Raw genomic sequence first — 13153 nt, forward strand, 5'->3', positions numbered from 1 at the left:
CGCGACCCGTTGTTCAGGATGGCTCCAGGTGCCGCTCCGGCGCGCCGGTATAGGCATAGGGGATCTGGCGCGGCATCGGCCCCTTGTTGCGTTCGGCGCGCCCGCGTTGCTCCCACGCATGCGCGAGGATCCCGACTGCGCGCGAGAGACAGAATACGCCGCGCGCAAGCTCGGGCGCAAAGCCCAGCTCCGCATAGATGACGGCCGTGACGCCGTCGATGTTCATCGGCACGGGCCGGTGCTTGCGCTTCTTCAGCAAGGCCTCGATGCCGCGCGCGATCGCCGCATGGCGACCGTTGATCGTGCCCGACGCGACGCGCGCGTCGACGAGCGCAAGCAGTCGTCCCGCGCGCGGATCGACCGGATGAAAGCGATGGCCAAAGCCGGGCAGATACTTGCCGTGAACGGCGATGAACGCGTCTACGCCTGATTCGACCGCCGCATCGAGCGTGTTGCCCGCGGCGATGCGCGCGGCGATGTCGGCGTAGAGCTCGACCGCCTGCTGGCCTGCGCCGCCGTGCACGTCGTCGAGCGCGTTGAGCGCCGAGGCCATGGCGCCGTTGATCGGCAAGCCGCAACTCGTGGCCATGCGCGAGATCGCAATCGAAGGTGCGTGCGGCCCATGATCCACGGAAGCCACGAGCGCCGCTTCGAGCAGTGCGGCCTCTTCGTCACCGGGCAATTCGCCGCGCAGCATCAGCCAGATCATCTGCGGGAAACTCACGTTGCCGACCAACTCCTCGATCGGATAGCCGCGCACGTTGATCTTGCCCGGATGGATGTCGATGATCGAAGTGCTCCAGTAGTCCGCGCAAAGGGCGGCGAAATCGGGAGCGGCGGAGAAGGGCGTCGTCGACATGATCAGATCACTCCGTCGTGGTGCAGCGAATCGATTCGGGCAGCGTCGTAGCCGAGTTGCGCGAGCACTTCGCGCGTGTGCGCGCCGAGCGCCGGCGCGGGGGAGGTGGGAGCCGCGTCGGCATCCGAGAGCCGCAGGCCCGCGCGCGTCACGCGCTGGGGCGCTTCTCCCTGAGCCGTTTCGAATTCGCGTATGAAGCGCCGCTCGGCGAGATGTGGATGCGCGAGAATTTCGGGCACCGAGAGCACGCGGCCAACCGGCACCCCGCGCGCCAGCAGGCGCGCTTCCCAGTTCGCTGCTGTATCCGCGGCGAGCGCGGCCTCGATTTCGGTCTTGAGTTCGCCGCGATATTGCTTGCGCGTGTGACGCGCCGAAAATCGCCCGTCGCGCGGCAGGTCCGGTCGGCCGATCACGTCGCACAGGTTTTCGAACTGGCGCGTTTCGTTCGCGGCGATATTGAGGAGGCCCGCGCCGGTACGAAACGTGCCCGAGGGCGCGGCCGTGAAATTTTCGTTGCCCATCGGCTCGGGCACGACGCCCGCGTTCAAATAGTTCGATACGACCCAGCCCATCGTTGCGAGCGTGGCTTCGAGCATCGATACGTCGAGACGCCGCCCTTGGCCGCTCGCGCGCGCATCGACAAGCGCCGAGCAAATGCCGAACGCGGCGGTGAGTCCGCCCACCGTATCGGAGACGGGATAGCCCACGCGCAGCGGAGCGCTCTGCGCGTCGCCGGTCACGCTCATCACGCCCGACATGCCCTGGATGATCTGGTCGTAGGCGGGCCGGCTCGAAAGCCCGCCTTCGTCGCCGAAACCGGAAATCGCACAGTAGACGAGCGCCGGATTCGTTTCGGATAGCTGATCGTATCCGAGACCCAACCGGTCCATCACGCCGGGCCTGAAGTTCTCGACGAGCACGTCCGCATCGCGCACCAGGTCGAGCAGGATGGCCTTGCCGCGCGGATCCTTGAGGTTCAGCGTGATCGAGCGCTTGCCTGCGTTCACGGCCACGAACGACGCGCCCATGTTGCGCGCCGCTGCATCCTTGTCGGCGCCCAGTCGGCGCGCCAGATCACCGCCCTCCGGGTGCTCGACCTTGGTGACTTCGGCGCCGAAAAGCGCGAGTTGATAGGCGCAGAACGGACCGGCGAGCACATTCGACAGATCCAGGACGCGCACGCCGGCTAACGGGAGCATGAAGATTCCAGCCTCTCAGTGAGGAGGTTAGCGAGAGATGTCGTCGAGTGCGCGATTTTTCGTGCGCGGCCCGAAGATGCCAATGGCCGCCATGACCGCGATCATCGCGCCGGTAATGAGCGCGAAAACGCCTGGCACACCGAAGTGGCGCAACGCGAACGCGATCATGAAGCCAGATAACATGGCGGAAAGACGCGACATCGAATAGACGAAGCCGACGGCCGTGGCGCGCATGCGCGTAGGGAAAAGTTCGACCTGGTACGCGTGATAGCCGACGGAAAGCAGCGTGCCGCCGAGCGTGATGAGCACGCCGAGGAACATGAGCATGGCGGCCGATGTCTGCATGGCGAACAACGTGCCGCACACGGCAATGGCAAGTGCGGAGAGCACGATGAGCGTCTTGCGCTCGATGCGATCGGCAATCGCCATGCCGAGCAGCGGGCCGAACGGATTCGAGGCGGCGATCACGAACGAGTAGAGCAGGCTGTGCGTGACCGTGACGCCCTTCGAGACGAGCAGCGTCGGCACCCACGAGGCGAAGCCGTAGAAGCCGATTGCCTGGAAAAGATTGAATACGAGCAGCGTGATGGTCCGGCGGCGATAAGGTGGCTGCCAGATTTCAGCAAAGCGCGCCCTGGCAGCGACTTGCGGGCCGGCAGGCTCCACGACGGGCGCAGGCAGCGGGCGCCCGGACTGCGCCTCGATCGTGACTTCGAGTTGTGCGAGTACGCGTGCGGCTTCTTCGGTGCGGCCGCGCTGGGCGAGCCAGCGGGCGCTTTCGGGCACGCGGCGGCGAATTGCCCACGCGATGAGCGCGCCGAACGCGCCGAACATCACGACCCAGCGCCAGCCTTCGAAGCCGAACGGCGCACGCGGCACGAACCACCAGGCCAGAAACGCGACCACGGGCACGGCCGTGTACTGCACGAGATGCACGAAGGCGAACGCACGGCCGCGCAGATGCTTGGGCACGAGTTCGCTCACGTAGGTATCGATGGTGACGAGTTCGATGCCCACGCCAATGCCCGCGACGAGCCGCCAAAGGTTGATGGCGGGCGCGCTCGTCTGCAGCGCCATGATGCAGGTCGCGGCTGAATACCAGAGCAACGACGCGGTGAACATGGTGCGGCGGCCGTATCGGTCGGCGAGGCCGGTCAGGCAGAACGTGCCGACGAAGAGCCCTGCGAACGACGCCGCCACGAACGCGCCGAGCCCGGAGAAGCCGAAGAACGAGGCCGTGGTGGTCGAGTAGAGACCGCTTTTAACGAGGCCCGGGCCGACATAGGCCGTGAAGAATAGATCGTAGAACTCGAACCAGCCGCCCACCGAGAGCAAGAGGACGAGCGTCCAGATCGCGCGCGTGCCCGGAAGGCGGTCGATGCGCGCATTGATCTCGTCCGCACTGGCGGAAGCGGCATGGTCTAGAAGCGATTCGCGCGTCGCTTCGATTGGCAGGCTGGACATCGGGCTCTCCTGAATTTTTTCTGGTTGGCCGGTCTTTCGTTCTATCTGTCAGAATTGCGTTCTGAAAATATGGCGTGATAGTACTGTGGCGCGGTGTGCCGGCGGACCAGGGCTTTTACTGAGGAGACAATGCGCCGAAGGGACGCTTAACGGGTTTGCGACGCCCTGCGGGGCTGGTGTGCCGATCTGCCGATGGACGGAGGGGTTTGCTGGAGGGACCTCGATATTTTTGTTATTTTACATAAGATAAATTATCAACCGAAAATCTGTAGCGGCTATATCCTAATGTCGTGTTCTGGCTATTTACAGATGTCGTGTTTTTGACCACTGGCATGCTGTCCGGCTCGTGCGAACTGCGGAGCCGGCCATGCGACCAGGCGAACTGGTGACACTGACGATGCGGGAGCCTGACCGACTCAAGATGATTCAGGCGGTGGCCGAGACGGGTCTGAAGCCCGGCCGCGCCGCTGAACGGCTGGGCCTGAGCGTGCGCCAGGTTGAGCGGCTGCCGATCCGGTATCGCGGGCACGGGCCAGCCGGCGTGGCTTCGGGCCGTCACGGACGGCCAGGCAACCGCAAGCTCGACGAAGGCCTGGCATAGCGCACGCTTGGCACCATCCGCGAGCGCTACGCCGACGCTGGCCCGACTAGTCGTAGCTATAAACGCCCCGTCCCGTCTTCCTGCCCAAACGCCCTGCGGCCACCAGTTCCCGAAGCAGCGGGCATGCGCGGTATTTAGGATCGCCAAAGTCCTTGAAAAATACGTCCATGACCGAAAGGCACACGTCGAGACCAACGAGGTCGGCCAGTGCTAGCGGGCCGATCGGGTGATTCGCTCCGAGCCGCATGCCGGTATCGATATCCTCGGCTGGCGCGACGCCTTCGGCAAGCAGGAAGAAAGCCTCGTTGATCATCGGCACAAGAATGCGGTTGACGACGAAGCCCGGCGAATTCCGCACACTGATCGGCGACTTGCCGAGCCGCAATGTCAGTTCGCGAACCGCTTCGGCTGCGGCGCTGCCCGTCGCGAGGCCCTGGATGATTTCCACGAGCGGCATCAACGGCACCGGATTGAAGAAGTGCATTCCGACAAATCGCGACGGATCGGAAAGCGCCGCGCCCAGCGTGGTGATGGAAATCGACGACGTATTGGACGCGATAATGGCATCGGGTCGAGCAACCGCTTCGATCTGCTTCAAGATGCGGAGCTTCAAATCGAGGCTTTCGGTTGCCGCTTCGATAATCAGCCCGGCAGCGCCGAGCCGCTGATAATCCGTCGACGTCTCGATGCGCGTAAGCGCGGCATCGCGCGCCGCCGCATCCAGTTTGTCTTTCGCTACGAGTCGCTCGATGCTTCCCTTCAATGCCGTGACGCCCCTGTCGAGCGCCGCGTCGGCGACGTCAACCATGATCACGTGCAGGCCGGCGAGCGCTGCCACCTGGGCGATGCCGGAACCCATCGTACCGGCACCGACGACGCCCAATGTTTCAATTTGCATGCTGATTCTCTCCCCGCGCGATGACGCGAGCTGAAGTTATTTGATGTTTTCGAAAATAGCGGCGATCCCCTGCCCTCCGCCGATGCACATCGTGACGAGCGCGTAGCGCCCGTCGATGCGCTTGAGCTCGTGCAGCGCCTTCACGGTGATCAGTGCGCCGGTCGCGCCAATCGGATGGCCGAGCGAAATGCCCGAGCCGTTCGGATTCACCTTCTCCGGATCGAGTTTCAGTTCCTGCGTGACCGCGCACGCCTGGGCCGCGAAGGCCTCGTTCGACTCGATCACGTCGAGGTCTTCGACGGAAAGTCCCGCGCGTTGCAGCGCAAGCTGCGTAGCGGGCACGGGGCCAATGCCCATGTAGAGCGGATCGACGCCCGCGTGCGCGTAGGCCACGAGCCGGGCCATCGGTGCGAGACCGCGCTGGTCGGCGGCTTCGCGCGACATCAGCAGGACGGCTGCGGCCGCGTCGTTTATGCCGGAGGCATTGCCCGCCGTGACCGTACCGTTCTCTTTCGCGAACACCGGCTTGAGCTTCGAGAAGTCATCGATCGTTGCGTCGAGCCGCAGATGCTCGTCGGTATCGAAGACAGTCTCGCGCCCTTTCACCACACGCTTGACCGGCACGATCTGACCGGCGAAACGCCCCTCGGCGATAGCACGCGCTGCGCGACGATGGGACTCGAGCGCGAGGCCATCCTGGCGCTCGCGCGTGATGCCGTAACGAGTCGCGACATTTTCAGCCGTCACGCCCATCGGCAGCGTATGGAAAGGGTCGTTGAGCGCGCCCAGCATCATGTCGATGAGCCGCACGTCGCCCATGCGAGCGCCGAAGCGGGCGTCGGTCGTAACGTACGGCGCGCGGCTCATGTTTTCGGCGCCGGCGCCAATCGCCACGTCGGCATCGCCGAGCAGAATGGTCTGCGCGGCCGAGACGATCGCCTGCAAGCCCGAACCGCACAGCCGGTTGACATTGAAGGCGGGCGTCGATTCGGGAATGCCGGCATTGACGGCGGCGACGCGGGACAGATAAAAATCCCGCGGCTCCGTGGCGATGACGTTGCCGAACACCACATGACCGACGTCCTTCGCATCGACGTTGCTCCGCGCCAGCAGTTCACGCACGACGATTGCGCCAAGTTCTGTCGGCGGCACGTCTTTGAGGCTGCCGCCGAATTTCCCGATCGCGGTCCGCACACCGCCCACCACCACGACTTCCTTACTCATATGGATTCCTCAATGATCTGTTTTCTGTCGACGACACGCTGGTTTTGCCTGTTTCCGCAAATGGTCCGGCCGGCTTTTCAACGTGCCGGATCCTCGTCATGCGCCAATCCTAGCGTCAACGGAATCGGACAGGCTGGTCAAACCGGCCGACATACTGACAAAACCGGCCATGTTGTGCCGTTAAACGCGCGGCGATCCATGTCCCGAGATACGGCTGCACCTCCCCTCGCCACATCCGCCGATGCGCATCTCGTTCGATGCCGCATCCACAGCCCCGTGTCCGCAGCCGGGTAACGCTGGTCGCCTGCAGAGATGTGGAAGCCAACTAGAAAGATAACTTTTCTTATCAAAATAGATCGATTTTCTGTAAAAACTTGATGTCCCGAAATCGTGCCGGTGTGAGGCGCTACGACGCCGACGCGCTGCGCGCCGAATTCGGCGCGCCTTTCACGCAGCTAGAGCAGTAACGCGAGGAACACCGCATGCCGGGCGGCGCCACGCAGAGGTTCATCTACTGTGTGCCGTAAAGAACCTACCTGATCGTTTTCTTGTAGATGTTGGTATCAGGAAGCGAAGGCGAGCGCGGCATTTTCCGGCAGATTTTCGAGCGCGCGGCTACCATCGCGCCGGGCCTCGCTTTCACCGTTGAAGGTCCTTTCGCTGTAGGCGATGAGCTTGAAGCCGCCGCCTGCGGACCTGGGGATTGTGATGCCCCAATGCCACCCTCCTTCCTGTTCGAAGACATGTAGCATCGGGGATACGTGCACTGCGGGAGATCGAGTCGTCATGTCACGCCCTCCTTTTCGAAAGCATCGAGGCAGTCGGCAGACCTGGTCAGTGTAGGCATCATTTTGTTGCAGCGCAATAACAATCGATATTGAGGGCCGATACTACGCGATCGGGCATCGTTATCCGGCAACAAAGCGCAACAGGCGGCAACGAGAAGCAACAAGCGGAAACAAAGGTAAGCGATTCGCACACGGCGCAGCCTCATTCGCGCCATGGCGTCTCCCAGATGGGGCAGAATACGCGAGCCAAGCTGCAAAGCGTTGAATCCAAACCCACAAGACGGACGACTTTGGAGCGTTTCATGCCACTCCGAAGCATCATTCATCCGGGGCGTGCAATGCGTATGGCCGCCGCTTCGGTGCTCCTGCAGGGCTGCGCCTTCTCGCCGTCCATCAGCGTGCTCGGCGCCTATTTTCCAGACTGGCTGTTCTGCATCGTCGCGGGCATCGCGCTCGCCGTCGTCTCCTTTCTTCTGCTCAGACGCTCGCGTCATGACCGGCTGCTGGGTCCGCCCGCACTCGTGTATCCCGCGCTCGTCACGCTCTTCTCACTCGTTGCCTGGCTGGCTTTTTTCCAACACTGATTTTCCTTCAGGTGGACGACATGGCGACGACAGCCAGCAAGACATCGAAGAGAAAATGGCCGGCCATCATACTGGTCGTGCTCACGCTGCTGTTGCTGCTGATCGTGATCCGGCAGCTCGACCGCGCGCCGCGCACCGACGACGCCTACGTCTATGCCGACACGATCGACGTGGTTCCCGAAGTCAGCGGCCGCATCATCGACTTGCCCGTGCGCGACAACGAGGCCGTCAAGCAAGGCGATCTTCTGTTTCAGATCGACCCGAGGCCGTTTCAGGACGCGCTCGCGCGAGGCAAGGCATCGCTCGTCGCGCTCGACCGGCAGATCGAATTGACCCAGCGCACGGTCAATGCGCAGCAGTACAACGCCGAGTCGGTGCGCGCCGCGGTGGAGCGTGCACGGGCAGCCGCCGCTCAGGCAAGCGATACGCTGCACCGCATGGAGCCGCTTTTGCCGCAAGGCTACGTATCGGCGGAGGACGTCGACCATGCCCGCACGGCGCAGCGCGCCACGCAGGCGGAACTGAGCGCCGCGCAACTGCAGGCGCAGCAGGCCGCCGCGGCCGTGAGCGGCGTGGACGCGCTCGTTGCGCAACGCGCGGTCGCGATGGCCGACATCTCGATTGCGGAGCTGAACCTCGAATACGCTACCGTGCGTGCGCCGTTCGACGGACGCATCGTTTCGCTGAAGACGTCTACGGGGCAGTATGCGTCGGTGCTCAAGCCCGTCTTCACGCTGATCGACACGCGCCGCTGGTACGTGATCGCCAATTTCCGCGAGACCGAACTCAAAGGCATCCGTCCGGGCACGCGCGCCACGGTCTACCTGTTGAGCGACACAGGCCGCCGTTTTCAAGGCACCGTCGATTCGATCAGTTACGGCGTCGCGCCGGACGAAGGCGGCTTCGCGCTGCCCGGCGGGCTGCCGCGCATCCAGCGCACGCTCAACTGGGTCCACGTTTCGCAGCGCTTTCCCGTGAAGATCCGCATCGACGATCCCGACCCGAGCCTGTTTCGCGTCGGCACCTCGGCGGTTGCGGTGCTCCACCCCGAGCGCCGTGATGATGGCGCACGCCATTGAGGAGCGCACATGACCATCGCCGAATCGATTGCGGAATACGTGCCCGACTGGCTGCGCGACACGGGCCGTTTCGTCGTGCGCGAGCTCGCGCCGTTTCCGGGACGCACCAACGTAATGCTGCGCTGCATGCTGACGAGCGCGATCGTGATCGTCGTTTCGATGGCGCTCGAAGTCCCCTCGCTCGCGCTCTCGCTGCTCGTCGTGTTCTATGTCACGCAGGCGAATGTCGTGATGACGCGCCTCGTCGGCCTCATGTTCATCATCGGCTCGACGCTGGCAATCGGCTTGTCGATCGTGCTGCTCAAGTTCACGTTCGATTATCCGCTCGTGCGTATCGTCGCCGCGAGCGTGCTGTTCTTCTGCAGCGTCTATTTGATTCGCGTGCTGAAGATCGGCGTCGTGTTCTTTATCGTCGCGATCGTCATCATCTATGTGCAAAGCTTCGTCGACCAGACCGACCAGGCTGATCTCCTGATCCGCGCAGTGCTGTGGGTGTGGGTGGCCGTGAACTACCCGATCGCACTGACGCTTGTCGTCAACACCCTGCTGCTGCCCGCCGAGCCGCAAGTCCAGCTTCGCGAGGCGATCCACAGGCAACTGGACGCCGTACAGGTACGGTTGGGACAACTGATGGATGGCGCCGTGAACGCGGAACCCATTGCGCTCGCGGCTGTGCAGCAAGGCGCGTTGACGCTGCAGAAACTGCTGCGCTTTTCGACCATGCGCGACGCGCAGTATCGCGAGCATCAGGCTATGCAGCTCGCTTGCATCGCGACGGTTTCGCGGCTCTATCGCGCCGCGAGCCTGCTGCCGCGCGAATGGCCGGGCACGAACGTACCGCATGCGATGCTGCGCGAATTGCGCGCTAACACGCAGGCGCTCGACCAAGCGGTCATGACGCGCACGCCCTACCGCTACGTGACGAGCACTGCGCCCGACGATCGCGCCGCCATCGATGCGATTCCTGCCGCCGCGGAAATGCAGCGCGCGCTGCACGCGTTTTCGAGTCTCGTGGAGCACAACGCAAGTCCCGTGCGATCCGCAGGTAAAACTGCCGCGACCGAACCCATGCTCGCGCCCGATGCATGGACCAACCCCGCTTATCTGCGCTTCTCGCTGAAGACATTGTTGACGGTGCTGGCCTGCTATGTGTTCTACAACGCCGTGGACTGGCAAGGCATTCACACGATCATGCTGACCTGTGTGATCGTGGCGCTGCCCAGCCTCGGCGCTTCGACGCAACGCGCCGTACTGCGCATTGCCGGCGCGCTCGCGGGTAGCGCGCTGGCGCTGTTCATGGTGGTGTTCGTCATTCCGCGACTGGAGAGCATCGTGGGATTGCTCCTGATGACGCTGCCCGTCGTCGCGCTGGCCGCGTGGATCGCGGCCGGTTCGGAGCGCGTGGGATATGCGGGCATCCAGCTCATCTTCACGTTTTCGCTGGCGCTGCTCGAGCAGTTCAGCCCGACGACGAATCTCACCGAAATCCGCGACCGCATGGTGGGCATTCTTTTGGGCGTCGGAGTCTCGACGTTCGTGCAGACGTCCTTCTGGCGCGAGGGCGAAGGCGACGTGCTGCGGAAGAAGCTCGGCGCATTGCTACGCGCGATCGGCTCGCTGCTGCGTGCGCCGCCGGCCAACGCGAGCACGGTGGACGAGGCGCCCTACGCGCAGCTCGAACTCAAAACGTGGTCGCAACTGGACGACTGCGCAGCGACGCTCTTGCGCGTCACGCTGGAGCCCAACTGGCAAGAAGGCGAGCACGCGCGGCTCACATTGCGCGCTCAGACCGTGCTCGCACAGAGCCGCGAGATCATGCTTGCGGGAAACGCGCTGCATAATGCGCTGGCGGTGCAGGACCGCACCATGATCCCGCAAGCGCTTGCGGCTGCGCGCGCCGTTCAGGGGCAAGCCGCAAGCGAATTAGAGCATTACGCGGATGACCTGGAGGGCTACCCGCCCACCGCCTGTGCGCCGCGACGTATCGTGGTCGCAGCGCTTGCTTCCGCGAGTCCGCTGAACGCCGCAATGGACGAGCTGTCGCGGCAAATCGCGGGCTTGCCCGACTGGCACGTCGAAGCCCCGGCGGTCCAGGCGTCTTCGCAGGCGGTTCAGACATGAAGACGCAATCATTTCGCACCTCGAATCGTTGGCGACGAATCGCCCTCAGCATTGCGTGGATCGTGTGTGCGCTCGCGGGCTGCGCGCTGATTCATCACAACGGCACACCCGCGGCCGCAATCGCGCCCGAGCAGATCAACCTTGCCGACGACATCCATCTCGCACGAGAGGGCTGGCCTGCCGCACGCTGGTGGACGCGGTACGACGACCCGCAGTTGAACATCCTCATCGATCAAGCGCTCGATCGTGCGCCGACGATGCGCATTGCGCGCACGCGCGTCGCGCAAGCGAAGTCCGATGTCGAACTCGTGAGCGCGGGGTCCGGTCTCCAAGTGGTGGCGCTCGCGATGCTCGATCGCGAGCATGTTTCGGCGAATGGCTTTCTCGGTCCTTTCGCAAACAACGTACCGGAGGAAGGGCTCACAGGGCCGTGGTACACGGAGGGCATCGTCGGACTCGGCGCGAGCCTCAACGTCGACATCTGGGGCAAACAGCGCGCCGAGGTCGCCGCATCGCTCGGCGTGAATAATGCACGGCTTGCAGAAACGTCGGCAGTGGAACTCGAAATCTCCTCGGACGTGGCGCAACTTTACTATGGCATTCAGACCACGTACGCACTGGTCGCGCTGCTCGAACAGTCGCGCGATATCGCGGCGTTCGCGGTCTCGGCGCACCGCGCGCGGGTCGCACGAGGCCTCGAAGCACGGACCGAACTCGAAACCGCGAAGGCGCAGCAACTGGCCATCGAACAGCAGATCGTCTCCGCGCAGGACCGCATCGTCTCATTTCGCGAGTCATTGCGCGCGCTGATCGGCGCGGGCCCCGCCGACCTGCCCGTCATCGCCCCGGTCGCGCTGCCGGGCCAACAGGCTGCGTTGCCTGCAACCCTCTCCTACGAACTGCTGGCGCGGCGGCCCGACCTGCAGGCGATGCGCTGGTACGTGCAGGCGTCGTTCGATCGCATCGACGCGGCAAAAGCGGCGTTCTATCCGAGCTTCGATATCAAGGCGTTCTTTGGCTTGAACGCACTGCATCTCGCCGACCTCTTTACGCGCGCCAGCCAGCAGATCAATCTGATTCCCGGCCTCTATTTACCCATTTTCGATGGCGGGCGGCTCAACGCGAACCTCGGCGGCGCGCGCGCGCAAAGCAACATGCTGATCGATCAATACAACGCAGCCGTGCTCGACGCGGTGCGGGACGTCGCGCAAACGGGCAGCCGTTTGCAGGCGCTCGATACACAGTTCGATTTACAGCGTCGCCGCGTCGAATCGATTACCTTTGCTGGTGACAGCGCCGAAGCCCACTATCGGCGCGGCTTGAGCAGCCGGCTCGCGGCACTGCAAGCGCGCCAGCCCGTCATTGCGGAGCAGGCTGCCCTGCTCGCGCTGCATGGAGAAATCATCGGCCAGGACATTGCGCTGACGAAGGCGCTCGGCGGCGGCTATCGCGCCGACTCGCCCGTCGAACTGAAGCCGCGTTGAAGGTCTTGAAACGATGCTGGACTGGCCTCGGCCAGGGGTTCAGCTAAAACGGTATATACTGTTTATACCGTTTTCAATTGAAGAGATGAACATGAGCGAAGTCACCGCGCGCAAGCCGACCAAGAAGGCTTTTTATTTCCCGAAGACAGCCGATCAGGCGAAGCCAGAAGACAAGCCGGCCGGCAAAACCAAGGCGCCGAAGTCCGCGGCATCCACCGGCGCGCGCAAGTCGAGCGCTCCGAAGTCGAAGGCGAGCGCTGCCGCTCCGGCTCCCGATGCTGTGAAGAAGCCGGCGCGCGAGACCGTCGCAAAGGGCAAGGACAAGCGCGCGAAGAAAGACAAGGTCGTGCGCGACAGCTTCACCATGCCGAAGGCGGACTACGACCGTATCGCCACCCTCAAGCAGAAATGCCTCGAAGCGGGCGTTACCGTGAAGAAGAGCGAGCTTTTGCGTGCCGGCCTGCAGTTGCTCGAAGCGTCTTCTGCAAAACGTCTCGTGGCGGCGATCGCGGCACTCGAAACCGTCAAGACGGGCCGTCCCGCCAAGGACGAATAAGTCGTTAAAAGGAAAACCCCCACGTTTTCGCTGAAAACGTGGGGGTTTTTCTATCGTGCGCCAGGTTCGCAATGGCTTTCGCTTTCACGGGCGCACAGAGCGGCCCGGTTGAATCCATACCGCAGCGGTGGCCGCTTCGGCAGAACCTATCGGCTCGGCTCGGCTCGACGAACTCGAACTCACATGTTCGGATAATTCGGTCCGCCGCCGCCTTCCGGCGTGACCCAGACGATGTTCTGCGTCGGGTCCTTGATGTCGCAGGTCTTGCAGTGCACGCAGTTCTGCGCGTTGATCTG

13 protein-coding genes are annotated in these 13153 nt (G+C 63.6%); 6 read left to right on the forward strand and 7 right to left on the reverse strand.

Annotated features, from left to right (window positions below):
- Positions 1-13 precede the first annotated feature (13 nt).
- From BLU17_RS20290 to BLU17_RS20300, 3 genes are read right to left on the reverse strand one after another with little or no spacing between them, the layout of a single operon-like run.
- Positions 14-859 carry a citryl-CoA lyase gene (locus BLU17_RS20290; RefSeq protein ID WP_092000333.1) on the reverse strand — a complete coding sequence of 282 codons (846 nt, stop codon included), beginning with the start codon at positions 857-859 and terminating at the stop codon, positions 14-16.
- Between the two features lie 2 nt (positions 860-861).
- Positions 862-2058 carry a CaiB/BaiF CoA transferase family protein gene (locus BLU17_RS20295; RefSeq protein ID WP_092000336.1) on the reverse strand — a complete coding sequence of 399 codons (1197 nt, stop codon included), beginning with the start codon at positions 2056-2058 and terminating at the stop codon, positions 862-864.
- 27 nt (positions 2059-2085) lie between these two features.
- On the reverse strand, positions 2086-3522 hold the full coding sequence (locus BLU17_RS20300; RefSeq protein ID WP_092000338.1) for an MFS transporter: 1437 nt from the start codon (positions 3520-3522) through the stop codon (positions 2086-2088).
- Between the two features lie 367 nt (positions 3523-3889).
- Between BLU17_RS20300 and BLU17_RS20305 the strand changes: the two genes are divergently transcribed.
- A complete protein-coding gene (locus BLU17_RS20305) occupies positions 3890-4123 on the forward strand; it encodes a helix-turn-helix domain-containing protein (RefSeq protein ID WP_342713841.1) in 234 nt (77 codons plus the stop codon).
- A 46-nt stretch (positions 4124-4169) separates the two neighbouring features.
- Here BLU17_RS20305 and BLU17_RS20310 read toward each other — a convergent pair whose 3' ends face one another.
- The 3 genes from BLU17_RS20310 to BLU17_RS20320 form a co-directional block, all read right to left on the reverse strand.
- Positions 4170-5021 carry a 3-hydroxybutyryl-CoA dehydrogenase gene (locus BLU17_RS20310; RefSeq protein ID WP_092000341.1) on the reverse strand — a complete coding sequence of 284 codons (852 nt, stop codon included), beginning with the start codon at positions 5019-5021 and terminating at the stop codon, positions 4170-4172.
- 36 nt (positions 5022-5057) lie between these two features.
- Positions 5058-6245 carry a beta-ketothiolase BktB gene (gene bktB, locus BLU17_RS20315; protein WP_092000344.1) on the reverse strand — a complete coding sequence of 396 codons (1188 nt, stop codon included), beginning with the start codon at positions 6243-6245 and terminating at the stop codon, positions 5058-5060.
- 563 nt (positions 6246-6808) lie between these two features.
- On the reverse strand, positions 6809-7033 hold the full coding sequence (locus tag BLU17_RS20320) for a hypothetical protein (RefSeq protein ID WP_092000347.1): 225 nt from the start codon (positions 7031-7033) through the stop codon (positions 6809-6811).
- Positions 7034-7335: 302 nt separating this feature from the next.
- Here BLU17_RS20320 and BLU17_RS20325 point away from each other — a divergent pair, with 302 nt between their 5' ends.
- The 5 genes from BLU17_RS20325 to BLU17_RS20345 all read left to right on the forward strand — a co-directional run bounded on the left by BLU17_RS20325 (position 7336) and on the right by BLU17_RS20345 (position 12857).
- Entirely contained in the window at positions 7336-7617 is a 282-nt protein-coding gene (locus BLU17_RS20325; protein ID WP_245746941.1) for a YtcA family lipoprotein, read from the forward strand.
- Between the two features lie 20 nt (positions 7618-7637).
- Complete coding sequence (gene mdtN / locus BLU17_RS20330; RefSeq protein WP_092000352.1) at positions 7638-8696, forward strand: multidrug transporter subunit MdtN; 1059 nt, start codon at positions 7638-7640, stop codon at positions 8694-8696.
- Positions 8697-8705: 9 nt separating this feature from the next.
- Positions 8706-10817, forward strand: coding sequence for an FUSC family protein (locus BLU17_RS20335; RefSeq protein WP_092000355.1), 2112 nt, complete (start codon positions 8706-8708; stop codon positions 10815-10817).
- Positions 10814-12301, forward strand: coding sequence for an MdtP family multidrug efflux transporter outer membrane subunit (locus BLU17_RS20340; protein ID WP_092000358.1), 1488 nt, complete (start codon positions 10814-10816; stop codon positions 12299-12301). Before BLU17_RS20335 ends, BLU17_RS20340 begins: the two co-directional genes overlap by 4 nt.
- A 91-nt stretch (positions 12302-12392) precedes the next feature.
- A complete protein-coding gene (locus tag BLU17_RS20345; RefSeq protein ID WP_092000388.1) occupies positions 12393-12857 on the forward strand; it encodes a hypothetical protein in 465 nt (154 codons plus the stop codon).
- A gap of 179 nt (positions 12858-13036) precedes the next feature.
- Here BLU17_RS20345 and BLU17_RS20350 read toward each other — a convergent pair.
- Positions 13037-13153 (reverse strand): 4Fe-4S dicluster domain-containing protein (locus tag BLU17_RS20350; protein ID WP_143189302.1); only part of this gene is annotated, 117 nt, incomplete at its 5' end.

Origin of the sequence: Paraburkholderia lycopersici, from assembly GCF_900096975.1 — a bacterium.
In the GTDB taxonomy this organism is placed as follows: Bacteria; Pseudomonadota; Gammaproteobacteria; order Burkholderiales; family Burkholderiaceae; genus Paraburkholderia; species Paraburkholderia lycopersici.